The sequence below is a fragment of the Aquabacterium sp. genome (genome assembly GCF_036279675.1).
Taxonomy (GTDB): Bacteria; Pseudomonadota; Gammaproteobacteria; order Burkholderiales; family Burkholderiaceae_C; genus Aquabacterium.
The window spans coordinates 74,415-99,067 of record NZ_DASUIS010000072.1; the positions used below are offsets into that span (position 1 = coordinate 74,415).

16 protein-coding genes are annotated in these 24,653 nt (G+C 64.2%); 3 read left to right on the forward strand and 13 right to left on the reverse strand.

Annotated elements, in window-relative coordinates; translation table 11 throughout:
* The first annotated feature begins 36 nt into the window (after window positions 1-36).
* Window positions 37-2,964, forward strand: a complete 2,928-nt coding sequence (locus tag VFW93_RS08930; RefSeq protein ID WP_329693646.1) for a PAS domain S-box protein — start codon at window positions 37-39, stop codon at window positions 2,962-2,964.
* 108 nt (window positions 2,965-3,072) lie between these two features.
* Complete coding sequence (gene ppk2, locus VFW93_RS08935; RefSeq protein WP_329693647.1) at window positions 3,073-4,323, forward strand: polyphosphate kinase 2; 1,251 nt, start codon at window positions 3,073-3,075, stop codon at window positions 4,321-4,323.
* A gap of 13 nt (window positions 4,324-4,336) precedes the next feature.
* Here ppk2 and VFW93_RS08940 read toward each other — a convergent pair whose 3' ends face one another.
* The 11 genes from VFW93_RS08940 to VFW93_RS08990 form a co-directional block, all read right to left on the reverse strand.
* Entirely contained in the window at window positions 4,337-4,834 is a 498-nt protein-coding gene (locus VFW93_RS08940; RefSeq protein ID WP_329693648.1) for a DUF4442 domain-containing protein, read from the reverse strand.
* 38 nt (window positions 4,835-4,872) lie between these two features.
* Complete coding sequence (locus tag VFW93_RS08945) at window positions 4,873-6,285, reverse strand: DUF1501 domain-containing protein (RefSeq protein WP_329693649.1); 1,413 nt, start codon at window positions 6,283-6,285, stop codon at window positions 4,873-4,875.
* Between the two features lie 13 nt (window positions 6,286-6,298).
* The gene (locus tag VFW93_RS08950; protein WP_329693650.1) at window positions 6,299-7,978 is read right to left on the reverse strand and encodes a DUF1800 domain-containing protein; all 1,680 of its coding nucleotides are present in this window, start codon (window positions 7,976-7,978) and stop codon (window positions 6,299-6,301) included.
* Between the two features lie 105 nt (window positions 7,979-8,083).
* Complete coding sequence (locus tag VFW93_RS08955) at window positions 8,084-9,511, reverse strand: DUF1501 domain-containing protein (protein WP_329693651.1); 1,428 nt, start codon at window positions 9,509-9,511, stop codon at window positions 8,084-8,086.
* A gap of 16 nt (window positions 9,512-9,527) precedes the next feature.
* Window positions 9,528-11,309: a DUF1800 domain-containing protein gene (locus VFW93_RS08960; protein WP_329693652.1), complete on the reverse strand. Its 1,782-nt coding sequence runs from the start codon at window positions 11,307-11,309 to the stop codon at window positions 9,528-9,530.
* Window positions 11,310-11,422: 113 nt separating this feature from the next.
* Window positions 11,423-14,734 carry an acetyl-CoA carboxylase family protein gene (locus VFW93_RS08965; protein WP_329693653.1) on the reverse strand — a complete coding sequence of 1,104 codons (3,312 nt, stop codon included), beginning with the start codon at window positions 14,732-14,734 and terminating at the stop codon, window positions 11,423-11,425.
* Between the two features lie 137 nt (window positions 14,735-14,871).
* Window positions 14,872-16,779 carry a right-handed parallel beta-helix repeat-containing protein gene (locus VFW93_RS08970; RefSeq protein ID WP_329693654.1) on the reverse strand — a complete coding sequence of 636 codons (1,908 nt, stop codon included), beginning with the start codon at window positions 16,777-16,779 and terminating at the stop codon, window positions 14,872-14,874.
* Window positions 16,780-16,872: 93 nt separating this feature from the next.
* Window positions 16,873-19,161 carry a 5-methyltetrahydropteroyltriglutamate--homocysteine S-methyltransferase gene (gene metE, locus VFW93_RS08975; protein ID WP_329693655.1) on the reverse strand — a complete coding sequence of 763 codons (2,289 nt, stop codon included), beginning with the start codon at window positions 19,159-19,161 and terminating at the stop codon, window positions 16,873-16,875.
* 122 nt (window positions 19,162-19,283) lie between these two features.
* A complete protein-coding gene (locus VFW93_RS08980) occupies window positions 19,284-19,529 on the reverse strand; it encodes a hypothetical protein (RefSeq protein WP_329693656.1) in 246 nt (81 codons plus the stop codon).
* A gap of 146 nt (window positions 19,530-19,675) precedes the next feature.
* Window positions 19,676-20,044, reverse strand: coding sequence for a hypothetical protein (locus tag VFW93_RS08985; RefSeq protein WP_329693657.1), 369 nt, complete (start codon window positions 20,042-20,044; stop codon window positions 19,676-19,678).
* A 20-nt stretch (window positions 20,045-20,064) separates the two neighbouring features.
* Window positions 20,065-21,531, reverse strand: coding sequence for a methyl-accepting chemotaxis protein (locus VFW93_RS08990; RefSeq protein WP_329693658.1), 1,467 nt, complete (start codon window positions 21,529-21,531; stop codon window positions 20,065-20,067).
* Between the two features lie 240 nt (window positions 21,532-21,771).
* Here VFW93_RS08990 and VFW93_RS08995 point away from each other — a divergent pair, with 240 nt between their 5' ends.
* Complete coding sequence (locus VFW93_RS08995) at window positions 21,772-22,347, forward strand: YceI family protein (RefSeq protein WP_329693659.1); 576 nt, start codon at window positions 21,772-21,774, stop codon at window positions 22,345-22,347.
* A gap of 22 nt (window positions 22,348-22,369) precedes the next feature.
* Here VFW93_RS08995 and VFW93_RS09000 read toward each other — a convergent pair whose 3' ends face one another.
* Together VFW93_RS09000 and VFW93_RS09005 are read right to left on the reverse strand one after the other, a co-directional pair.
* Window positions 22,370-23,260, reverse strand: coding sequence for a plasmid replication/partition related protein (locus tag VFW93_RS09000; protein WP_329693660.1), 891 nt, complete (start codon window positions 23,258-23,260; stop codon window positions 22,370-22,372).
* A 147-nt stretch (window positions 23,261-23,407) separates the two neighbouring features.
* Window positions 23,408-24,622 (reverse strand): acyl-CoA dehydrogenase family protein, encoded by a 1,215-nt coding sequence (locus VFW93_RS09005; protein WP_329693661.1) that lies wholly within the window; start codon window positions 24,620-24,622, stop codon window positions 23,408-23,410.
* Between the last annotated feature and the right edge of the window lie 31 nt (window positions 24,623-24,653).

The window sequence follows — 24,653 nt, forward strand, 5'->3', positions numbered from 1 at the left end:
CATGTGACCCCCTATCCTCAGGGGCGGAGCACATGGATGCAGGTCACGCGACGAACACTGTTCAGCCTTCGGGCCACTGTGGGCTACGCCGTGTTCGCGGGCGCCTGGATCCTGCTGTCGGACCGGGTGCTGGAACTGTTTGCAGACCCGCACCTGCTGGCCCGTTTCTCCACGTTCAAGGGCCTGGTCTTCATCGCTGTCACGGCCGCGATGCTGTGGGTCACGCTGCAGAACGCACCCGCCGAGGTGGACGTCCATCTCACCGATGAGGCCCCGACACCATTGACCCTGAGCGGCGTGCTGTGGGGTCTCCTTCCCCCACTGCTGGCGTCATCCCTCCAGTGGGCGTTCTGGGGTCAGCTCGACCCCTACGCCTGGCTGCTTTACTACCCCGCCGTGTTCACCGCGGCCTGGCTGGGAGGGTGGCTCGCCGGTTTTCTGGCCACGACCTTGTCGACGGCGTTGAGCTGGTACATCTTCGTGCCACCTTACATGTCATGGCAGCTGGCCAAGCCATCGTGGATCGTGGCCATCGGTGTCTTCTTTGCCATGGGCATGCTCATGAGCATGATGATCGAGTGGCTGCGCCGGCTGGAACACCGCACCAGCAACCGCAAGTTCGAAGCCCTGGTCGAACAGACCCTGGCGGGCATCTACATCATCCAGGGCGATCGATTCCGGTATGTGAACCCGGCATTCGCCAGGATGCTGGGCTACGACGATCCCGATGACATCGTCCATCGCCTGCCGGTGAGCGCGTTGGTCTCTCCGCAAGACAGAGACCGCGTCACCCAGCATCTTCAGGCCCGTTTCGACGACCCCAGGCAGGAGGTTCGATATGGCTTCACCGGGCTGAGGCGAGACGGCTCGCCCATCGAACTCGAAGTGCACGGACGTGGCCTGAAGACCTCATCGGGGCATGCCGTGATCGGTCTGGCCCTGGATGTCACCGAGCGACGTCGCACCGAAGCGGCCTTGCGCCAGAGCGAACAACTGCTTCGCTCCGTGATCGAGGGCACCACGGACGCCATCTTCGTCAAGGACAGGGAAGGCCGCTACCTGATGGTCAACCAGGCCACCAGCGACATGACGGGCATACCAATCGAACAGTTGCTCGGCCAGGACGACAGCGCGCTGTTTGATGAAGCCTCGGCCCGCAAGATCCGGGAAGTCGACCAGGCCATCATGCAATCGGGCACGACGCGAACCGATGAAGAACAACTGACTTTCCGCAACGGCAAGCGCCGCACCTTCCTGGTGACCAAGGGCCCCATCAAGGACGACGCAGGTCAGTTGACGGGCATGTTTGGCTTGTCCCGAGACGTATCGGACATGGTGGAGGCCCAGGCCGCCCTGCGCGACAAGCAAGCCCTGCTCGACCGCATGAGCCTGCTGGCCAAGGTGGGGGGCTGGAGCCTGGACGTGGCCACCATGATCGGCACACGCACGGACGGCGCCGCCCGCATCCTGGACCTCGATCCTGCACGCCCTGAATCACTGCGCATCAACGACGGGCAGCGCTTCTTCCGGGGCGAGCACCTGGACAAGATCATGCAGACCATCCGACATGCGGTCCTGGAGGGCAAGCCGTATGCGCTGGAACTGGAGCTGATCAGCGCCAAGGGCGTAGCCAAATGGATCCGCACACAGGGCGAGCCGATTGTGCAAGATGGCCAGGTGGTCCGCATCGAAGGTGCCATCCAGGACATCAGCGAAGTACACCAGGCTCGCTCGGCGCTGCAGGCCCATCAGGAGCATCTGGAGCAGATGGTGCAAGAGCGAACTGCCGAGCTGGAAGCCGCTCGGCAGGAGGCCGAACAGCTGGCACGCATCAAGAGCGAATTCCTGGCCAACATGAGCCACGAGATCCGCACACCACTCAATGGCGTGCTGGGTCTGGCCCAGATCGGCGCCCGCGACCACACAGGCTCGGCACGCCAGGTGTTCGAGCAGATCAACGCATCGGGCCGACTGCTGCTGGGCATCATCAATGACATCCTGGACTTCTCCAAGATCGAGGCGGGCAAGCTGCACATCGAGATGCAACCCTTGCGCATCCATGATGTGCTGGCACGGGCGGTGGCCATGGTGCAGGAACGCGCCCGCGAAAAAGGTTTGCCGCTGTTGATCGAGGTGGACGACACCGTGCCCGCAGCCTGTGTGAGCGATGCCCTCCGGCTGGAGCAGATCCTGCTGAACCTGCTGTCCAACGCCGTGAAGTTCACGGCACGCGGCGAGGTACGGGTGCGTGCCAGTGCCAGGGATGATCAGCTCGTGATCGATGTGATCGACACCGGCATCGGCATGACATCCACGCAGATCGAGGGCCTGTTCAGGCCTTTCGAACAAGCCGACGGCTCCACCACGCGCCAGTACGGCGGCACGGGGCTGGGCCTGACCATTTCCAAGCGCCTGGTCGAATTGCTGGATGGCCGCATCCGGGCCTTCAGTGAGCCGGGCCAGGGCACACGCTTCGAGGTGAGCCTGCCTTTGATCCTCCCCCCCTCCACACAGACGCCCCCCACAAGCACCACGCCAGACGAGCCATCACACAGCAAGCGCCCTGCGGGGCGCCTGGCCGGGCTGCGCGTGCTGGCTGCCGAAGACAATCTGGTCAACCAGATGGTGCTGTCGGAACTGCTGGGCTACGAAGGGGCGCAGGTCACCATGGGCGACAGCGGCCTGGCCGTGATGAACCACCTCACCCAAAGCGGCGCCGATGCCTTCGACGTGGTGCTCATGGACATCCAGATGCCGCAGATGGATGGCTACGAAGCCACCCGACAGATCAAGCAGATCGCACCGAACCTGCCCGTGATCGGACAGACCGCGCACGCCATGTCGGAAGAGCACGCCAAGTGCCTGGAAGCGGGCATGGTCGATCTGGTTGTCAAGCCCATCGATCTGGAGGCGCTGGTTGGCACCATTCTTCGCCATGTGCCTCGTGCCAGGTCGGCGTCGTGAAGCGGCAATTTGCACGCGAAAAGCTGCACTACTCCGCTTATTCATTCCTTGCCCTGTGCACGCCAAAGGCGTAGCGTTGTCGGATACCGAAAACAACACCACAACGCCATGGAAAAAACCGCGATCGCATCCCGCAAGACGACTGGCAAACCCGGCGGCAAGGCCGCCAGCAAGTCCACCACGAAGGCCAGGCAGCCCGGCAACCGCACCGCGGGCAAGACAGCCAGCAAAGTGGCCCGGACATCCGGCGCCGCCATTGGAGAAACACCGCGCCGGGCCAGCAAGGGGGATGTGATCGCTGCCAGCACACGCCAGCGCATCGAGGCTGTTGTGGCCAGACAAGCGACCGAAGGCGCGCAACAAGCCAAAGTGGCCGCCTTGCACGACATCGTGCGCCAGACCCCGCCAGAAGACCTGGCGCAGGCCCTGGACGCCGTGCTCAAGGGCTCATCGCCTGACGATGCCGCCGTGCTGCGCGCGGCGCTGCTGGGCAAGCTGGAAAAGACGGCCCCCAAAGGCAACCCCGACGATGAACTGGCCCCGCACTGGCGAGATGCCACCACCTACCCATACAAGAACCTCATGGTGCGCAAGAACTATGAGAAACAGAAGTACCGGCTGCAGGTGGAGTTGCTCAAGCTGCAGGCCTGGGTGAAGGCCACGGGCGCCAAGGTGGTGATCCTGTTTGAGGGCCGCGATGCGGCCGGCAAGGGCGGCACGATCAAACGCATGATGGAGCACCTCAACCCACGGGGCGCCCGCGTGGTCGCGCTCGAAAAACCCAGCGATGTCGAGAAAGGTCAGTGGTACTTCCAGCGCTACGTGCAGCACCTGCCCACGGCCGGCGAGATCGTGCTGTTCGACCGCAGCTGGTACAACCGCGCCGGCGTCGAGCACGTGATGGGCTTTTGCACGCCCGAGGAATACCGCGAGTTCATGCGCCAGGCACCCGAGTTCGAACGAAATCTGGTGCGCTCAGGCGTGCACCTCATCAAGTTCTGGTTCTCGGTGAGCCGCAAGGAACAGCGCCGCCGCTTCAAGGAGCGCGAGACGCATCCGCTCAAGCAGTGGAAGCTCTCGCCCATCGACCTGGCCTCGCTCGACAAGTGGGACAGCTACACGCATGCCAAGGAGGCGATGTTCTTCCACACCGACACGGCCGATGCACCCTGGACCGTGATCAAGAGCGATTGCAAGAAACGCGCACGCCTCAATGGCATGCGCTATCTGCTGCACAAGCTGCCCTATGCCAACAAGGATCTGACCAACGTGCCGCAGCCTGATCCCCTGCTGGTGGGGCGTGCGAACGTGGTCTACGAGCGGGGCGAAACGCCCGCTGTGGCGCACGACGAGACTTGATCGGACAGGCTGATCAGCGTTTCTTGGGCACCCAGGCCCAGATCATTTCGCACTGGATGGGTTCCTGACCGGACTCATCCGTGATCGTCACTGGCACGGTCACCTCGCCCTTGTCCTGCGTGAGGATCTGCTGGATCTGTTCGGGGCGCAACTGGGCCACGGCCTTCATGTCGCCCACCGAGCGCTTGAGGTAATCCACCTTCAGCGTCTTGATCAGCGGTAGCTTGTCGTCGGGTACGTTCATGCCCACGCAAAAGCCCGTGGCCGTTTCAGCCAGCAAGGCCATGGCCGCGGCGTGCACGCCCTTGATGTGGTTCTGCACCTTGCGGCGATTGCGGATGCTGACCACCACGCGCGCGTGGCTGATCTCTTCGAAGCGCAGGCTGGCCGTGCCCACGAGTGGCACCACATTACCCAGGATGAAGCTGGTCAGCCAGGGGCTCAGGTTGCCAGGCAGGCCCTGAAGCTTGGCGACGGTGCGGCTGAGTTGGTTGGGCTTGCTGCTGCTCATGCGGACTCCATGTGAACTGGGGTCGCATGGTAGCGGATTCAGAGCGACGCCGACGCCGCTGGAAGCAGAAGATCAGCCAGAACTTGTGGGTCAAATGATGACAGATGGGGGGCGATCAATGCACGTTGATCAACGCTACTCACGCCCATCCAGTTCGCCAGTGCGCCTGCCAACTGGTCCACGGCCATCGTAGGCAGCAGGCGGCCCTGACCGATGTCCTGCGCGCCGTTGAGCCCTGCGTCAGGCAGCGCGCCGTAGAAGCGCCCGCCTTGCACGGCCCCACCCAGCACCAGGTGATGGCTGCCCCAGCCGTGGTCAGAGCCATCGCCGTTGCTGCTGAGCGTGCGCCCGAAATCGCTGGCCGTGAAGGTGGTGACGCGATCGGCCACGCCCAGCTCATTGGTGGCGTCGGCAAAGCTCTTGAGCGCATCGGCCACCTGGCCCAGCAAGACCGGATGCTGGCTGCCCAGGTTGTCGTGCAGGTCAAAGCCGCCCAGCGTCACGAAAAACACCTGGCGGCTCAGGCCCAACTGGCTGCGGGCCGCCACCATGCGCGCCACCATCTTCAACTGCGCGGCCAGGCGATTGCCTGCCGTGAAAGGCGTGCTCAAGGGCTGCACGCCGGCCAATGCGGCGCTGAGGTCGGCCTGGGCCTCCACGGCACGGCTCATGGTGCGCGCGTGCATCTGCGCCATCACATGCGTGCTGGCGGGCTGGGTGACCACACGCTTGAACAGGTCTGAACACGCGGCGGAACCGTACATCAGACCATCGGCTGCCCGCAAAGGCGCAGGCCCCGCCAGATCCAGCGTGTAGGGCGTGCTTTGATCCCCTGACAGAAACACCGCATTGCCCGCCATGTTCACGCAGGTGAACGCGGCCTTGCCATTGCCTGACAGGAACAGATCCCCCAGGCGCCCGCCCCAGCCCGACTGCGCGCCCTCGTGCGCATACGACTGCCAGACCGATTGCTGGTCATTGTGCGAAAACAGCTTGGGCGGCAAGGGCACACGATGGGCGCGGAAGTCGTCCAGCGTGGTGGGCTGAACCAGCGGGCCGATGTTGAGCAGGACCGCCAGCTTGCCCATGTCGAAGTAAGGCTTGATCGGGGCCAGTGCCGGTGCCAGAGCCATCTGGCGGGCATCGGGCAAGGCTTGCGCCGGCGTGAGCGCGGTGGCCTGCAAACTGGCTTGCGTCATGGCCAGTGTGGGCCGTGCCGCGCTGTAGCGCAGGTAGCTGGGTGTATCGAAGGGGATCAGGGTGTTGGCCTGGTCATTGCCGCCTTGCAGGAACACGCACACCAGGGCCTTGTAATCGCCGCTGGATGAGGCGGCCGCAGCCGCGTCGGCCATGGCCGCCAGATTGAAGGCCCAGGGCGCAGCCGACCCCAACATGGACAGGGCACCTGCGCGGCGAAGGAAAGCACGGCGGCTCGAATGGATGGCAGACATGTCCAGCGCTTTCTCAGACTTGAACCAGGTATTCGGGCGAGCACAGCACGATCAACATCGCCGTGATCACGCGTCGCAAGGCGCCATCGTTGAGGCTCACGGGCAAGGTCGTGATGGCCGCAACCAGATCGGAGACCAGGCCGGCTGACAAGGCCCGTCCGGTGAACACGAGGTTGATGCGGTCAACCAGCGCAGCAGGATCGCTGGCCAATGGCAGCCAGTCGGCGTAGTCAGGCTTCACCCCTGCGGCACCGGCAGGCAGCACCTGGAACATGAAGTTGGCGTAGCCGATCACCGTGCACTCATCGATGATCTGGAACTCGGGGGCCACCAGCCCTTGTTGCGCCAGCGCCGACTGTGGCGGCACATACGCAGGCCGAAAGAAGTTGAACACCGACGGTGATCGCATCGGGCTTTGCCCCAGCCTGTCGGAGGCGGACAAGTCGCCCACGTTCCACAAGCCATCGGCACATTGGGGTCGCACCACGCGCGCCCACTGCAGGAAACGCAGCACCGGCTCACGCAGCTTGCCCGACACGTCATGGCTCAATGGCAGCAAGCCCATGCGCATGTCGAAATCCAGCAAGATGGCACGGATCACGGCTTTCATGTCGCCACGCACACCCTGCCCGTTGTCCTGGAACACCGCGGCCACGCGGCCCACATAGTCCGCGCTCGGGTTGCTGCTGGTCAGGCGTTGAATGAGCCGGCGCGCCACGAATGGCGCCACATTGGGGTGCTGGCAGATGGCGTCCAGCGCCATCTTCAAAGCCTGCTCGCCCGGTGTGCTGCCGGCAACGGTGGTGCCCAGAAAGGCCTTGTCCGCCGTGCTGTGGGCTGCCTGAGTGAAGACCATGGCACGCTGTGTGTAGGCCGGGCTGCTGGCGTCGAAGCGATCGAAATCCCAACCGGTGAACACACGCGCCAGGCCCGTGATGTCATCGTTGCCATAGGTTTCCATGGGCTGCCCGCTGGCGTCCAGCTGCGGTGCGCCATCCGCTTGCAGTTGCACCAGGCCGATGGTGAACAGCTGCAGCAACTCGCGCGCGAAGTTCTCGTCGGGCCGCCGCCCGAAGGCGTCTTCCTTGCTGCTGCCGCGCATGCTGAGGTAGACGCCCATGGCCGGGCTCAAGGTGATGCGCTCGATCAGCGTGCGGAAGTTGCCGAAGCACTCGGCCTCCAGCAGATCCCAGTAGGCGGCACACGCGAACTGCCCCCAGGGCACCGGCATGTTGCGCACCGACACGACGAAGATCTCGGAGAGCGCCAGCACCACGCGCTGGCGCAAGGTGTCCGGGCTGTTGAGCAGGCGATACCAGATGGCGTTGTCGATGCCAACATCGGTGGACTTGTACTGCGCGGCGCCGAAACCCTTGGCCATCATCCAGCCCCAAAGTGAATCGGAGACCGGCATGGCGAACTGCTGATCCAGCCAGGCATCCCAGCCGAGTTGCGTCAGCTGATCGATGTCCTGGGGCGTGGCTGCCAGCGTGGCCTGGCCCAGAAAGCGCGCGGCACTATCGGAGGTGGGCGGCGGCAACTGATCCGGCGTGCAGGCACTCAGGGTGGCGGCGGCCAGCGCGGCGCGCGTCAGCCCTGGCAGGCACTGCGCCCGGCTCGCTGCTTGCACGGCCTCATGCCGCGCGGGCTGAACTGGCGCAGCCACCTCCGGCCAGGCACTTTGACCATCCATTGCTCGATACCCGCTTCACGTTGAAAGCGGCGAATCTACGCACATTCGGCCTGCTTGTGCGGCTCAACTCGTCTCAAGCCGCAAACAAGCGCAACCGAATGTTGATCAAAACAGATTGGCCAATGGCGACGCGCCAGGGAAATTGGCCAGATGCGGTGCGATCTGTTTCAAAGCTGCGGGGTCTGTTACGCCCATCCAGCCTGCCAGGGAAACCGCCAGGTGATCGACCGACATCGTGGGCAGCAAGCGCCCCTGGCCGATGTTGTGCGCACCGGCTTCGTGGTCGGACACGTCCGGCCATTCCCCGTAGAAGCGCCCCCCCTGCACCGCACCGCCCATCACCAGGTGGTGGCTGCCCCATCCGTGGTCCGAACCATCGCCATTGCTGCTGAGCGTGCGCCCGAAATCGCTGGCGGTGAAGGTCGTCACCTGCTTGCTCATGCCCAGGTTGAACAGGTCGGTGTCGAACTGCAGCAAGGCGTCGCCCAGCTTGGTCAACAGATCCTGATGCTGCGTGCTCAGGTTGTCGTGCATGTCAAAGCCACCCAGGGACACGAAGAACACCTGTCGCTTGACGCCGCCGTTGGCACCCAAACTTTGATGCGCTGCGATGATGCGGGCAGCCGTATTGAGCTGATAAGCCAGCGGGTTGCTGCCGCCAGGCGCCAGGGCGGCTGGCGTGCTCACCTGATCCAGTTGGGCGCGCAACAACTCGTTGGTGACAATGGCGCGACTCATGATCGCACTGTGCTCCTTGGCCAGCCTGTGCACGCTGGGCTCCTCGGTCTGAGCCAGCTTGAGGAAGGCATTGGTGCAGGCTTGAGAACCAAACACATTGGCCGCCGCCTTGGCCAGCAAGGCATCCGGACCATGCGGATTGACCATGAACTGCCCGGCTTGCGCACCAGCCACGAAGACTGTGTTGCCCGACAGGTTCACGCAGGTCAGCGACGCGGCCGCATTGCGAGCCAGCCCGGCATCGCCGATCAAACCGCCCCAACCCAAGGTAGCGCCTTCAGCCGAATACGACTGCCAGACCGACTGCTGGTCATTGTGCGAAAACAGTTTGGGAGGCAGGCCGACGCTGCGTGACCGGAACTGCGCGCGGCTGGTTGGCTCGACCAGGGGCCCGATGTTGAGCAGCACGGCCAGGCGCTTGTCATCATTGAACAGACGGCTCAAGGTACTCAGGCCGGGCGCCAGGGCCAGTTGACGCCCGTTGAGCCCCGCCGATGTGGAAGGCGTGAGGTGGCTTTGCGCCATCTGGCTCAGAGGCAAGGCCAGCCCACCTCGCAGACGCGCGTACAGCTGGTAGCCGGCATCGTCGACGGGCACGATGGTATTGCCCTGGTCATTGCCACCTTGCAGGAACACGCAGACCAGCGCCTTGTAGTCATCTGTCTGATCGGCTTGCGCGGCGGCGGCCTCGGCCAGCCCGGCCAGGTTCATCGCCCAAGGCACCGTCAGGGCCCCTGCAGAAAGGGCACCGCTGCGACGCAGAAAGCCACGGCGATTCATGTTGTCATGGTTCATGGTGCGATGGTCTTTCTCAACGTTGAACCATGTAGTCGGGCGAGGTCAGCATCAGGAAGAAGGCTGCCTTCACACGCACGGCCTGATCAGCTGCTGTGGCAGCCGGCAGGCTCTGGATGGCGTTCACGATCACGTCCACGGTCACCTGGGCCAGCGCCCGGCCCGTGAGCACCAGGTTCAACTGGTCAACCAGTTGCTTCGCATCCGGCGCATAGGCCAGCCAATCCTGGTAGTCCACGGCGATGTTCACTTCGGGCGCACCATCCATGTGTCGCAGCATGAAGTTGGCATAACCGATGACCGTGGACTCGTCGGTGATCTGGAACTCCGGGGCCACGAAGCCATCTGCGCTCACCCCGGAGTTCAAAGGCACATAGCCGGGCCGGAAGAAGTTGAACACCGATGGCGAGCGCAAGGGGCTCTGCCCCAGGCGATCGGATGCGGACAGATCGCCCACGCCCCACAGGCCATCGGTCGACCTGATGCGGGCCAGACGGCCCCATTGCACGAAGCGCAGCATGGGCTCGCGCAGCTTGCAACGCCGCACGGCCGCATTGCCAGTCAGTGGATCACGCGCCAGGGGATCGGTCAGCACGGCCGTGATCACCGCCTTGAGATCGCCCCCCGTGTCCTTGAACACCTGGGCGACGCGCGACACATGCAAGGGCTCGGGGTTGCTGCATACCAGGCGCTGGATGAGCTGCCTGGCCAGGAAGGGCGCCACATTGGGGTGGGCGCAGATGCCATCGAGCACCTGCTTGAGCTCGTCGGCAGGGGTGGCCGCACCGGCCTGCACCTGAATGGCATACGGCTTGCCCGCGAAGATGGTCTTGGCTGTTGCATCGTGCAGCTCGCCTTGCGCCACCATGGGCCTGGCGGTGTAGTCAGGCGTGGTGTTGTCGTCATAGGCGGGCACACGGGGCGAATCCATGTCCCAGCCTGTCATCACCTTGGCCAGCTGGGTGATGTCGTCGTTCGTGTAGGTTTCGATCGGCTGACCTTGGCCATCCCTGGCCAGCGTGCCATCCTGATTGAGCAGGTACAGCCCGATCGTGAACAGCTGCAACAGTTCGCGCGCATAGTTTTCATCGGGGCGCCGGCCCGAGGCGTCATCACCCTTGCGGCTACCCCGCATGCTCAGGTAGACACCCATGGCAGGCGACAAGGTCACGGCCTCGATCAATTGCCTGAAGGTGCCAAAGCAGTGCGACTCCAGCAAGTCCCAGTACGCCAGGCAGGCGAACTGGCCCCAGGGAATCGGCATGTTGCGGACCGACACCACGAAGATCTCGGACAAGGCCAGCGTCACGCGCTGACGCAGCACGTCATCAGCGGTGAACAGGCGAAACCACAGCACGTTGTCCAGGCCGTAGTCGGAGCCCTGGTAGCGCTTGAAGTCGCTGGTCAGGCCCAGGTCATGGCCGAGCTGCCAGGCGGTCCTGTCTTCGGGCCGAATGGCGTTCGCGCTGCGTGCAGGCTTGGCGAACTGGGCATTCAACCAGGCGCGGTAATCCAGCTTGCCCGCCACCAGCGCAGTGATGTCATCAGGCGTGGCGCACAAGCCGGCCTGCGACAGGAAACGCGATGCGGCCTCGTTGTCCGCGAGTGGTACCGGCTGGTCCGAGGTCGAGGGCGCGGCCGTGGCGGGCGCACTCTGGCCACCACCGCCGCCACCACATGCCGTCAAGGCCGATGTGCCGACCATCAAGGCCGCTACGCCTGCAGCCCTGCTCATGGGCAACGCGCTGCCGGCCCCGGCGTCACGCTGCTCGGGGGCGTTCTCCCTGATATCGCTCATCGTTATCGCTTCCCTGTTCGATCAGGCGCGACTCTAGCGGATTCAAACGACCGCTTCAATGACTTGTCCGCAAAGCCCCGCCCCCTGATTGAGGCCTGTATCAGGATGCAAAATCACCAGGCATCCACAAAGGGGCGTTTGCGACCATCACGGGGCGCCACGGGCGGCATGGCGGCCAGACCACGCACCAGCCAGCGGCGGGTATCTGCGGGGTCGATCACGTCATCGAGTTCGAGGTGCGCGGCCATGTTCAGGGCCTTGCCCTTCTGATAGGCCGCCGCCACCAGGCCATCGAACAGCTGTTGACGCTGAACAGGATCTTCAATCGCCTCAAGCTGCTTGCTGAAGCCCAGGCGCACCGCGCCTTCAAAGCCCATGGGGCCGAACTCGCCGGTGGGCCAGGCAACGGTGAAGTCCGGCGCCAGCAGGCTGCCCGCCGTCATGGCCTGCGCCCCCAGCCCGTAGCCCTTGCGCAAGACGACGGTGAAGTAGGGCACGGTGATGCTGGCGGCCGCCAGGAACATGCGCGAGAAGTGCCGCACCGTGGCCGTCTTCTCGGCATCGGGCCCAACCATGAAGCCCGGGGTATCGCACAGGGCGATCAGCGGGATGTCATAGGCGTCGCACAGCTGCATGAAGCGCGCGGCCTTGTCGGCGCCAGGCGCGTCGATGGCACCACCCAGGTGACGTGGGTCGTTGGCGATCAGGCCTACAGGGCGCCCTTCCAGTCTGGCCAGCGCCGTGATCATGCCCGGCGCAAAGTCGCGACGCAGCTCCAGCACGGAGCCGGTGTCGCACACGGTGTGGATCACGTCGCGCACGTCGTAGACGCGGGTGCGCTTTTCGGGCACCACGTGGCGCAGGCTGCGCTGATCGGCACAGTGCCAGTCGGTGGTGCGGCCCTGGAAGTAGCCGATGTACTGCTTCGCCACCCGGGCGGCGTCCTGCTCGTTGTCCACCACGATGTCGATGACGCCATTGGGAGCCTGCATGCTCACAGGCCCCACCTCTTCAGGTGCGAACTTGCCCAGACCGCCGCCTTCGATCATGGCAGGCCCGGCCATGCCGATGGTGGTGTCGCGGGTGGCGATGATGACGTCACAGCAGCCGGCCAGAGAGGCATTGCCGGCAAAGCAGCGGCCATTGACGATGGCGATCGTGGGCGCCTGGCCGCTGAGGCGCGCCAGGCCCAGGAAGGTCATGTTGTCCAGCAGGCTGACGCCGGGGTATTCGTCATTGGGCCGGCCACCGCCGCCTTCTGCCCACAGGATCAGGGGCAACTGGCGCTGCAAGGCCAGATGCAGCATGCGGTCGGTCTTCTTGTGGTTGATGATGCCCTGGGTGCCGGCAAACACCGTGTAGTCGTACGCCAGCACCATGCAGCGACCGGCCTGCTCGCCAAACTGCCTGGCGTTGACCGTGCCCAGGCCCGCGATCAGGCCGTCGGCGGGGCTGCGCTGGATCAGCTCGGCCTCCTTGTGGCGGATGCGTTGCGAGGCCAGGGCCAGCGCGCCGTATTCGATGAAGCTGCCCTCGTCCAGGAAGTCGGCCACGTTCTCACGCGCGGTGCGATGGCCCTTGGCATGGCGCTTGGCCACCGCGTCAGGGCGACGCTCGTCCAGCGTGACGGCATGGCGCTCGATCACTTCGGCCAGATCGGGCCGGATGTGATCGGGGTCGAGCGCCTGTTCGCCAGCCGCATGGGCCTGCCCGTCGTCGGCAGAAGGATCGATGGCCAGCAAGGCCTGCCCTTCATTGACCACGGTCCCGACTTCGGCCAGCACGGCCTCCACGCGGCCGCCCTGCGTGGCCAGGATCTCGAACTCCATCTTCATGGCCTCGATCACCGCCAGCTTCTGGCCATGGCGCACCACCTCACCTGGCTGCACCAGCAGGCTGACCAGGGAGCCAGGCACATGCGCCTTCACCGCCACGCAACCTTCCGGCAAGGCCTCGCCACCTGCAACCACGGACAACTGATCGGGGTGCCAGGCATGTTGCAGCTCGCGAGGTCGAGGCTGCTGCCCGGCCGCCTGAAGCAGGCTCGCCACGTGCAAGGCCAGCCAGCGCGTGCTGACCTGGTAGGCGGGCAGATCTACGTGAGCCAGCAAGGCCTGGGCGAACGCGATGTTGTGGTCCACGCCATCCAGGCGGAACTCGGCCAGGGCCCGGCGCGTGCGCTGCAAGGCGGCATCGAATCCCTGCGTGTGATGCACGATGACCTTGGCCAGCAAGGTGTCAAAGCCGGGGTGCGGCTGCATGCCGGCATGGCCACAACCATCCACGCGGATGCCCGGGCCGGCAGGAGGTTCGTAAGCGCGGATGGTGCCGCCGGCCGGTAAGGCCTTGCCATCGGAACCCATGCGCTCCACATTGATGCGCACCTGAATGGCCGCTCCACGCGGGCGGGCGATGTCGGCCTGCTGCACCTGCAAGTCGGCCAGCGTCGCACCCTGGGCCAGGCGCAACTGCGTCTGCACCAGGTCCAGGCCGGTGACGGCCTCGGTCACGGTGTGCTCGACCTGCAGACGCGGGTTGGCCTCCATGAAGTAGAAGGTGCTCGATCCCGGATGGTCCAGGTCCAGCAGGAACTCGAAGGTGCACAGACCACGCAGCTTCACGGCTTGCGCCATGGTCACCGCGGCATCCAGCAAGTGCTGGCGCAAGGCGGGATCCAGATTCGGTGCCGGTGCGATTTCCACCAGCTTCTGGTGGTTGCGCTGCACGGTGCAATCACGCTCCCAGGCATGGCTGACGGCGCCTGTGCCATCGCCCATCACCTGCACTTCGATGTGGCGAGCCCGCAGCACCAGTTGCTCGATGTACAGATCACCACGCCCGAAGGCGGCCTGCGCTTCGGCCTGGCAGCGCTCGAAACCGGGTGCGATGTCCTCAGGCTTGTCGACGACGCGCATGCCACGGCCACCGCCGCCCGCCAGCGCCTTGATCATCACGGCGGCATGCCCCTGGGCCGCCACTTGTTGATAGAAGGCCTGCGCCTGGCTCAAGGTGATGGCACTGTCGATGCCCTCGGTGACCGGCACCTTGCAACGACGCGCCAGCGCACGGGCCTGGGCCTTGTCGCCCAGCAAATCGAGCACCTCGGGCGCAGGGCCCACAAAGGTCAGGCCGGCTGCGGCACAGGCGCGCGCAAAGTCGGCGTTCTCGCTCAACAGGCCGTAGCCAGGGTGCACATGGGTACAACCCTGGGCCAGCGCGGCGGCCACCACCTGCTCGATGTGCAGGTAAGCCGGCACGCCCTTGCCCGGCAGGGCCTGCACCGCATCCATGTGACTGGCGTGCAGCGCATCGTGTTCATCCTGCGCGACCAGGCCCACGGTGCGCCAGCCCAGCTCGAAGGCGGCACGGGCAATGCGGATGGCAATCTCGCCACGATTGGCAATGAGCAGAACGGGTCGATCCATGGTTTCTGACATGAGGCACACCTGATGAACTCGCCCACCCAAGAAAAAACCGGCGAGCCCGAAGAGGCTGCGCCGGTTGCAGATGGGCAGACCGGACTGATCCCGATCATGCCAGGGAGCAGGCGCGTGGCCTGCCCTTACTTGCACTTGTTTTTCACATAAGTGGCCAAGGCGCCGCTGGACGCATCCAGGATCAGCTGGTTGCTGCGCTGGTCAACCAGATCACCCAGTTCCGGAGGCTGGGTCGATGAAGTGGCCCGTGGATAGGGCGCCTGGTACGACGTGGAAAAGAGATCGATGACCGGCGTTGTGCCGCCCAGCTTCTGCCAGGCCGGCAAGCTGAAGTAGCTCGCAGAATCCATCTGCCAACGGCGGCTGGTGGCGCAGTAGGTATTGAAGGACGCCGCATTGGCCTGCCCGGAGACCATGACCTTCTGGTTGTTGTTCTTGGGGTCGCCATTCAGGGACAGCACCGGCTTGCCGGACAACCACTGCACGTTGTAGCCATAGGCATAGGCAGGGCGCGACTCATGGTTCCAGGCGAAGGTGTTGCCCTGGAAGGTGTTGCGCGTCCAGGTCTTCACACGGTAGTCGGGCAATTGCGAGATGCCTGGTGATCCATTGGCCACCAGCAGATTCGAGTAGACGAGGTTGCCGCCACCAATGATCTGGATGCCGTGGTTGGCATTGCCCAGGATCTTGTTGTTCTTGACAATGTGGCCGCCGCTGACCTCCAGGTGCACACCGATGCCGATCGTGCCGCCCATGCCATTGAAGGCGATGACGTTGTTGTCGATCGTGATGTGCTGCGGGTTGGTGTCCAGCCAGATGCCATCGCCGTAGTTGTAGGCCATGACGTTGCCGCTGAAGGTCGAATCCGACAGGGGGATGTCGCCCAGGATCTTGATCCCGCCGGCAGCCCAGTCTTCTGCATAGCCCTTGGCATTGTTGTAGGTGAAGGTGTTGCCGGACACCGTATGCCGGGCTCCGGCTGAGGCCAGACCCATCTGGCCGTTGCGTTGCACCGTCGAGCCCCGCAGCGTCATGTCATCGCCCGAGATGATCAGGCCGATCGCATCGGCATCCTGCACGGTGATGCCGTCCAGCACGATCTTGTTGCCCTGCACGGCCACCGCCACGTTCTGAGGTGAGTAGGCACTGCCGTTGCTGCGCTCGAAGACCAGGTCCTTGACCGTCAGGTTGTGGACTTTCGTGGCCCAGAACAGGAACTGTTGAACGCTGGCCTCCAGCAATTCGTTGGCAGCCAGCGCCGAGCTCAGACGCACATACAGCTTCTGGCCATCCGGATCGTAATAGAACTGATCAGGCGCCAGATTCAACCAGGGCTGAGCACCTTGAGGCGTGATGCGGCCCACCGTGCGGTCTGCCGTGCGAGTGGGCCAGGTCCAGGCGGCTTCTTCATACGTCTTCAGGTTGTAGAGCAGGCCACCCACCTGTTGCAGCTTGCTGTTGCCACGGTAGACCTGCTGTGGCCCCACCACGGGGTAGGTATATTGTTTGGTGACTTCGTCATAGCTCGCCAGGCCCTGCCCGACCATCTTCCAATCGATGGCATACAGATTGGTACTGCCGGCCACCGCCTGCCAGCCGCCAAACTTCAAGGTGCCGCGAATCAGCGGCTTGGCCATGCCTTGCCAACCGCGGATGATTGCCGGGCTCTGGGAGGGCCCCGTGCCCGGGTTGCTGGCCGTCATCTCCAGTTGTGGCACGGTGACGAATTGCTGCGCAGCAAAGTTGTCGGCCGGCTGCAGGCCATCCACCGTGGGGTAATAGGGCGCATCGGCATAGCCGGCCACCACCAACTCCTGCCCTGGCTTGAGCAGGGCCAGCGCATCCTTGATGTTGCGGTGCGGTGAGGTCTGTGCGCCACAGGCGCTCTGGCATGCGGACTTGATGTCCACATAGATGGCGGTCATGCCTGCGGTGGGCGTGTCAACCGGATTGGCGAACGCGCCCTGGTGGGCAACAAGTGCACAAGCAAGGGCGACAACGCCCTGCCGTGCGCGAACATGGTGTCTGCGCATGGGAACTCCCGATTTTGTTTGTGGTGCCGCGCCACTTGGTTGGCGGCGGCCCAGTCTACTCACGGCGTTTCCCGCACCGAAGCCCCAGATACCCTAGGTCACAGGCACCTCCAGGCGTCGCCTCATGGTTTGGGCTGCGGCCACCATGTTCTCGAGTGCCCGCTCCGTTTCGGGCCACCCACGGGTCTTCAAGCCACAGTCCGGGTTGACCCACAGGCGCTCGGGCGGGATCACCTCACAGGCCCGCTCCAGCAACTTGAGCATGGCGTCCACACCGGGCACCCGAGGTGAGTGGATGTCGTACACGCCGGGCCCGATCTCATTGGGGTAGCGGAACTCGCCAAAGCCATCGAGCAACTCCATGGCCGAGCGCGAGGTCTCGATGGTGATGACATCGGCGTCCATCGCGGCGATGGCGGGCAGGATGTCATTGAACTCCGAGTAGCACATGTGGGTGTGGATCTGGGTGTCATCACGCACACAGGCGGCAGAGATCTGGAAAGCGCGGACAGCCCAATCCAGATAGCGTGGCCAGTCGGCCTGCCGCAAGGGCAGGCCTTCACGGAACGCAGGCTCGTCGATCTGGATGATGCGGATGCCGGCCTTTTCCAGATCGGCCACCTCGTCGCGGATGGCCAATGCCAGTTGCAAGGCCGTGGTTTCTCTTGGCTGGTCATCGCGCACGAAGGACCATTGCAGCATCGTGACCGGGCCAGTGAGCATGCCCTTCATCAGCTTGCCTGTGAGTGACTGGGCATACCGCGTGGTCTCCACCGTCATGGCCTCCGGGCGGAACACATCGCCATAGATGATGGGCGGCTTGACGCAGCGCGAGCCGTAGCTTTGCACCCAGCCGTTGTCGGTGAAGGCATAGCCCCACAGCTGCTCGCCAAAGTACTCGACCATGTCGTTGCGCTCGGCTTCGCCATGCACCAGCACGTCGATGTCCAGGGCCTCCTGCTTGCGCACGGCCAGCTCGATCTCCGCACGGATGGCGGCCAGATAGTCCAGGGCGCTCAGTTCGCCACGCTTGTGTCGCGCACGCAGTTGCCGGATGCCGGCGGTTTGCGGGAAGGACCCAATGGTGGTGGTGGGCAGAAGCGGCAGCTGCAGGCTGTCGCGCTGTACGGCGATGCGTTGCACGAAGGGGCTCTGGCGTTGCGCCATTTCCGGCGTCACCTTGCGCAAGCGTCGTTGCACCAACTCATGCGTGACGCGGCCCGACTGACGTCGGGATGACTGGGCTGCATCACTGGCTTGCAGGGCCAGCGCGACGGCTTGTTCACCCTGGTTGAGCCCCTGTGCGAGATCCGCCACCTCCTGCAGCTTCTCGGTGGCAAAGGCCAGCCATGAACGGATCTCGGCGTCGAGCTTGTCCTCATCTTGCAAGGACACGGGCACGTGCTGCAAGGAGCACGACGGCGCCACCCACAGGCGCTCACCCAGTCGGGCATGCAGGGGCTGCAGACTCGCCAGGGTCACGCGGAGATCGTTGCGCCAGATGTTGCGCCCATCGATCACCCCTGCGGACAACACGGCCTGTTCAGGCAAGGCGGCCAACCAGGCATCGAGCTGCTGCGGCGCCCGCACCAGGTCGATGTGGAAGCCTTGAACCGGCAGCTGGCAGGCCAGCAAGGCATGGTTGGCTGCGGTGTCAAAGTAGGTCGCCAGCAGGATCTTCAGATCGGTGTCGGCCAGTTCGTCGTAAGCAGGCTGGTAAGCCGCCAGCCAGTTGGCGGGCAGGTCCAGACACAGCGCAGGCTCGTCGATCTGCACCCACTCCACACCGCGCTGACGCAGGGCCGACAGCAGGCCTTGATAGGCCTTGATCACACGAGGCAGAAGGCTCAGTCGATCAAATCCCACAGGGGCACCCGGGCACTTGGAAAGCCACAGATAGCTGACAGGCCCCAGCAGCACAGGCTTGACCCTCAGGCCCAACGCGCGAGCTTCGTCGACCTCGTCCAGCAACCAGTTGACCCCACCTTCGAACGCCGTTTGCGGGCCCAGCTCGGGCACCAGATAGTGGTAGTTGGTGTCGAACCACTTGGTCATCTCCATGGCCGGCTGCGCAGCATTGCCTCGCGCCAGCTCGAAGTACTGCGCGAGGCTCAAGGCGCGCGCATCGAAACCAAAGCGGGCGGGCAAGGCACCCAGTGCCGCCGACAAGGTCAACGTCTGGTCGTACCAGGCGAAATCGCCCACGGTAACGAAGTCCAGGCCGGCCGCCTGTTGCGCCTGCCAATGCCGCTGCCGCAAGCGCTGGCCAACATCCCGCAAGGCGGCTTCGTCGATGTCACCGCGCCAGAAAGCCTCTTGAGCGAACTTGAGTTCACGCTGTGCGCCGATGCGCGGAAAGCCCAGTATGTGTGTGCGAGCCATGCTTCGCCTTCTTCCAATTTGTCTGAATGCGCAGCAGTGTGCGGACTCGACAACATTGAATCAAGCGACATGTTTTCACTCGAACATGAATGAAATTCATGCCAAACAAGGAGCGGTGGGCACTACAACCTGGCCAGGGCCTGACGGATGCGTTCGACGGTCTGGTCGATGGGCGCGCGGCTCGACACGTCCAGCCCCAGCGAACGAGCGATCTGGTTGACGATGGCCGGGTTCAGCGGCAAGCCACCTTTGTCGACCGCGGCAATCAACTGCCGGGCGCGCAGCACTTCGGGTGGGCCGTCCTGAGGACCGTGCCGCCACTGCAGCCACTTGCGCTGAAACCAGGCGGACCAGGGCAAGGCCATCATGAGGGGCTCCCGCACAGGATGGACGCAGGCCGGGCCATCTGGCTCGCAAGCTGGCAGGCAAAAGGCAAGATGACGGGCATGGTGGGCATGATGGGGCTCTGAACGGTATATCGGTCGTCATCCCCAGGGCTTGAGTGCCCGGCGTATCAATCCAGATCGAATTGCGCCCGCAAGGCCTCGCAGAAAGCGGAAGATCCACTGATCGACAAGGTCACAGTGTAGCGAGGCGCCCCCGCCTGGCCTGTCTGCGTCCGCACTCGGCCCGAAAGGGGGTCGAACACCGGGTGCTCGTTGACCGTGAATTCCTGCTGGGCCTGCAGATCATGGTGCCACTCGAAGCCCTCGTCCACCGGGCCACACTCGCGGCCGAAATGTCGGGCCGCCCATGCCAGCACCTGCTCGACCTCGGCGTACACCGCGCCGACTTGCGCCGCCCCGACGGAGGCCATGGCATCGAAGGTGCCGATGCCCTCCGTGTCTTCACTGTATTCAAAGTCCAGATAGTTCAAGGTCATGACGTGTGCCGTCCAGGCTGTCAGATCAGGCGGCCCGAATCAAAACCGACGCGCACGGCGCCCCAATGCTGGCCGTTGATGTAGATCGGCATGGACAGATCGTTGATCACCTCACCAGTGTCTCGCAGATAGCTCTGGAACAGGAAGGGCTTCGTGTTCTTCGCGAGCTTCTGCCCCACAGGGTCGTCAAAGATGCGCTTGGATCGGCAATGAAGCAGGTCCGTCTCGTAAACCCCGGTCGGAGCCTGCGAGAACTTCGCATTGTGCGCCGGGGCGTAGCCCTTGTTGTCCACGGCCAGGGCATACACACAGCCAGGCAAGGTAGACAAGACCTTGTCGAACAGGGCCTGCAGCGCCCCTTCCACGGCATCGTCATAGCTCACGTGGTAGCGCGGCGGGTTGGAGCTTTCAATCTGGCGATAGGCCTGGTCAAACACGTTGGCACCTCGAGACGCGCAGCCATGGAGGTACTTGCACACATCGTCACGCAGGCCTTCCGTGGCCAGCACGAGGGTATCAAACACCGTGCCGCCCGTGCGGAACTCGGCCAGGGAGGTCTGGATGTCTTCCGTGTTGATGCGCAACTGGTCCACCCGCCGGGCCGAGTTGCTCATGGCCTCGTGCACTTCGTTGGCCACCCTGGCCACGCCACCAATGCGCTCATTCATGTCGCGGTTGACACCAGCCAGTTCCTGAACGGATGTGCCAATGGCCTCCACGGTGGCCGTCATCTGGCGGAAGTCGGTAACGAAAGCCTCGAAGCGCGTCACGGTGGCGGCGATCTCGCCGACGGACTCCTCCACCCCGCGCTGGATGAGGGCTGTGCCGTCTGCCGTCGAATCGACCAGCTTGATCATTTCGTCGCTTCGGTTGCTGATCTCCTTGGTCTCGGCGTTGACCTGCTCGGCCAGCCCTCGCACTTCCTTGGCGACCACAGAAAAGCCGCGCCCTGCCTCGCCCGCCCTCGCCGCCTCGATGGCCGCGTTGAGCGCCAGCAAATTGGTCTGCATGGCGATCTTCTGGATGATGCCGCCGATCTCGCCAATCGCCTTGGCACGATCGGCAAGCTGCCTGACCGTCTGTGAGAACTCGTCCACCGATTGCTCGATGCTCAACATGCGCGCCTTGACCCGCTCCAGCTCTTCCATTGAGGCCACGGCCGACGAGAGGTTGCGCGATGCGGTGTCGGCCACGCCCAGTGCGCCAGCCTCCACGCTGCCGGACAGCGCCATCACGCGTGCCGCCGACGCGGCCAGGGCTTGCGCATCCTCACGCTGCTGCTCGACTTTGAGCGAACTGGAGTCCACCTCCTTCTTGAGATGCGCCACATTGATGGCGGTTTCAATGCTGCCGCCTCGGGCCGTCAACACCAGCTCACGAATGCGCTTGAGGAAACGCCCGAACTGGATGGCTGCGGGCGTGAAGGCCGGCACCCTCGAATCCAGCGCCGCGGAACCCCTGTTCAAGGCCGACAACACCGCCGTCATGGAACCCGATCTGACAAGGCGACTCAACCAGGATCCCTGAGGCATGGCGTGACACTCCGCTCGACACGATAGCCCTCAAGATAACGAAAGCCCGGGAATCCGGCCAGCGCAGCGACGTGATTTACCGCAACCATTTCGGCCGAACAAGCCCACGCCGTTCACATGGCGCAACAATTCCACAAACACGGCCTCAGGGTATGCGAGACACAATGCCAGGCCCCTAATGACGCAGGAGTCAACATGAAGAGATTGTTCCCGATGGCCTGTCTGGCCCTGTTCATGGGCGCAGCGTGCGCCGCCCCCGTCTCATATGTGATCGACCCCAGTCACACGTTCCCCAGCTTTGAGGCAGATCACATGGGTGGCCTGTCGGTCTGGCGCGGCAAGTTCAACAAGTCCTCAGGCAAGGTGGTGATGGACCGCGCGGCATCCAGCGGCGAAGTCGAGATCGTGATCGACATGGACAGCATCGATTACGGCTTTGATCTGATGAACACCAAGGCCAGAAGTGCTGAGCTGTTTGATACTGCGCGCTATCCGCAATCGGTCTACAAAGGCAAGCTGGATGGCTTTGTGAATGGCGCGCCGACCAAGGTGTCAGGCGTGCTGACCATGCACGGCGTGAGCAGGCCGCTGACGCTACAGATCAACTCGTTCAAGTGCATCCCTCACCCCATGCTCAAGCGCGAGCTGTGCGGGGCCGATGCCCTGGCCACCTTGAACCGCGCCGACTATGGCATTGACGCCGGCAAGCCCTGGGGCTTCAGCATGGACGTGACGCTGCGCATCCAGGTGGAAGCCGTGGCCGCCGAGTAATCGGCGCCTGATGCACAAAAGATCAGGCCGACAGCTCGGCCACACGGGCCTTGAGCCGGAGGTTCTCGGCCTGCAGGTCCTGCAGGATGCGTTGCAGGCGGGCGATGAACTGCTGGTCCGTCTCGTCCGGTTGCTGGTTGGCCAGAAATGGCCTGGAAGGCGCAGGCTCTTCGCCATCCAGGCCGGCTTCACCTGACTCCAGCATGGCGCCCACGGCTGCCGCGCGCGCCTGGGCCTTGGCCTCGCGGATCTGCTTGGCAGCCTGGCGCAACTCCTTCTTGCCACCCGCCGCCGCCGCCACCTGCTCCTCAACCGGCAGGGTGGCCACGATGGCAGCGGCATTGATCGAGATGTCACCGGCCTTCACGGCGGCCACCAGTTCAGGGGCCGCTGTCTTCTGGATCTTCTCGATCTGGCTGATGGTCGTGGCGCTGATGCGGGCGGCCTTGGCCAAGGCTTCGCGACTGGTCAAAGGCTCGGTGGTTTTGGCCGCGGCCCCTTGGTCGGGCAGGGCCGCCTCATCGGCCACAGGTGGGGCCGTTGAAGCGGCTGCGTCCGCCGGCTGCGCCTGGGCCTGCGCCTGTTGAGCGCGCGCGCTGAGGATGTCCTTCTTGCGCAAGGCCAGCACGCCGCGCTGGAAGTCCGACACGCTGCGGCGCCCCAGATGCTGGTCGATCATCCACAGGTGCACATCCTCCATGGACTTGAAAGCCGGATGCTGGATGGTCTGGAAGGGGATGCCATGCTTCTGGCAGATGCCATAGCGGTTGTGACCATCCACCAGCACCTCGCCCCACAGCACGAGAGCATCACGACAACCCTCAGCCAGGATGCTGCGCTCCAGCGCTTCGTGTTCTTCCGGCGTGAGCGGGTCGATATAGGCACGCAGTTCTTCGAGGACCGTGATGTTCATGACGAGTGGGCGGGGTACTGCAGAGGATCGGGAGGGCGCACGGCAAAAAAAGATGGCGCCACGAGGGGCGCCATTCTAAGTGGCCGGTTCTGGTGCCTTGCAGGCTGCCCCATCACCGACCGACGTGAAATCTTTTCAGTCTGCCATTTACTTCAGCTCCGCCGACGACTTGCCCAGCAGACGACGGGCGATGATCAGCAACTGGATCTGCTGCGTGCCTTCGAAGATGTCGAGGATCTTGGCGTCACGCGACCACTTCTCCAGCAAGGCGGTTTCGGTGTAGCCGATGCTGCCAGCGAGCTCCACGCACTTGAGCGCCACGTCCACACAGGTGCGACCGGCCTTGGCCTTGGCCAGCGAGGCCTCCAGCGAGTTGGGGCGCGCGTTGTCGGCCATCCAGGCCGCCTGCATGGTGAGCAGGCGTGCCGCTTCGTAATCCGACTGCATGCGGATGTACTCGGCCACGGCCGCAGGCTGGCGGGCTGCCGGCTTGGCGTAATCCACGGCCATGCCGCATTCCTTGAGGATCTTGCCCATCTCTTCGATGCAGGCGCGGGTCAGGCCCACGGCCATGGCCGCCACCAGAGGACGCGTGTTGTCGAAGGTCTGCATGACCCCGGCAAAGCTCTTCTCCGGGTTGATGGACGGATCGCCCATCAGGTTCTCCTTGGGCACGCGGCAATCCTTGAGCAGGAAGGCGGCTGTATCAGAGGCGCGGATGCCCAGCTTGTGCTCCAGGCGCACCAGCTCGAAACCGGGTGTGCCTTTTTCCACCACGAAGGACTTGATGGCGGCGCGGCCCAGGCTCTTGTCCAGCGTGGCCCAGACCACCACCAGATCGGCGCGGTCGCCCGAGGTCACGTAAATCTTTTCGCCGTTGAGCACATAGTGGTCGCCGTCCAGGCGGGCCGTGGTGCGGATGGCGGCGGAATCAGAGCCGCAACCGGGCTCGGTGATGGCCATGGCGGCCCAGCGCCCCTTGAAGCGCTTGAGCTGCTCGTCATTGGCCACCGAGGCGATGGCCGAGTTGCCCAGGCCCTGGCGTGGCATGGACAGCAACATGCCCACATCGCCCCAGCACAGCTCCATGATGGACAGGGCCGTGGACAAGTTGGTGCCGTTGCGGTTGCCCTGCGACTGGTCATTGGCGTCACGGCGCACGCCGGTGGCGCCGGTGCCCCCCACTTCGCTGTTGCCTTCGTTCATGCCGTCGATCACGGCGGCCAGCATGTCGAGCTCTACAGGGCGCTCGTGCTCGGCCTGATCGTACTTGCGCGAAATGGGGCGCAGCACCTCGGCGGCGGTTTCGTGGGCCTGGCGCACCAGGGGTTTGAACTTGCGTGGAACTTCAAGATTGATCATGGGAATGTCTCGTAAGGCGTTGGGAGCGGGT

Excerpts from the sequence above, each read along its gene's own strand:
- VFW93_RS08930 (WP_329693646.1), top strand. The coding sequence starts at position 37 with ATGCAGGTCACGCGACGAACACTGTTCAGCCTTCGGGCCACTGTGGGC.
- ppk2 (WP_329693647.1), top strand. The coding sequence starts at position 3,073 with ATGGAAAAAACCGCGATCGCATCCCGCAAGACGACTGGCAAACCCGGC.
- VFW93_RS08940 (WP_329693648.1), bottom strand. The coding sequence starts at position 4,834 with ATGAGCAGCAGCAAGCCCAACCAACTCAGCCGCACCGTCGCCAAGCTT.
- VFW93_RS08945 (WP_329693649.1), bottom strand. The coding sequence starts at position 6,285 with ATGTCTGCCATCCATTCGAGCCGCCGTGCTTTCCTTCGCCGCGCAGGT.
- VFW93_RS08950 (WP_329693650.1), bottom strand. The coding sequence starts at position 7,978 with ATGGATGGTCAAAGTGCCTGGCCGGAGGTGGCTGCGCCAGTTCAGCCC.
- VFW93_RS08955 (WP_329693651.1), bottom strand. The coding sequence starts at position 9,511 with ATGAACCATGACAACATGAATCGCCGTGGCTTTCTGCGTCGCAGCGGT.
- VFW93_RS08960 (WP_329693652.1), bottom strand. The coding sequence starts at position 11,309 with ATGAGCGATATCAGGGAGAACGCCCCCGAGCAGCGTGACGCCGGGGCC.
- VFW93_RS08965 (WP_329693653.1), bottom strand. The coding sequence starts at position 14,734 with ATGGATCGACCCGTTCTGCTCATTGCCAATCGTGGCGAGATTGCCATC.
- VFW93_RS08970 (WP_329693654.1), bottom strand. The coding sequence starts at position 16,779 with ATGCGCAGACACCATGTTCGCGCACGGCAGGGCGTTGTCGCCCTTGCT.
- metE (WP_329693655.1), bottom strand. The coding sequence starts at position 19,161 with ATGGCTCGCACACACATACTGGGCTTTCCGCGCATCGGCGCACAGCGT.
- VFW93_RS08980 (WP_329693656.1), bottom strand. The coding sequence starts at position 19,529 with ATGATGGCCTTGCCCTGGTCCGCCTGGTTTCAGCGCAAGTGGCTGCAG.
- VFW93_RS08985 (WP_329693657.1), bottom strand. The coding sequence starts at position 20,044 with ATGACCTTGAACTATCTGGACTTTGAATACAGTGAAGACACGGAGGGC.
- VFW93_RS08990 (WP_329693658.1), bottom strand. The coding sequence starts at position 21,531 with ATGACGGCGGTGTTGTCGGCCTTGAACAGGGGTTCCGCGGCGCTGGAT.
- VFW93_RS08995 (WP_329693659.1), top strand. The coding sequence starts at position 21,772 with ATGAAGAGATTGTTCCCGATGGCCTGTCTGGCCCTGTTCATGGGCGCA.
- VFW93_RS09000 (WP_329693660.1), bottom strand. The coding sequence starts at position 23,260 with ATGAACATCACGGTCCTCGAAGAACTGCGTGCCTATATCGACCCGCTC.
- VFW93_RS09005 (WP_329693661.1), bottom strand. The coding sequence starts at position 24,622 with ATGATCAATCTTGAAGTTCCACGCAAGTTCAAACCCCTGGTGCGCCAG.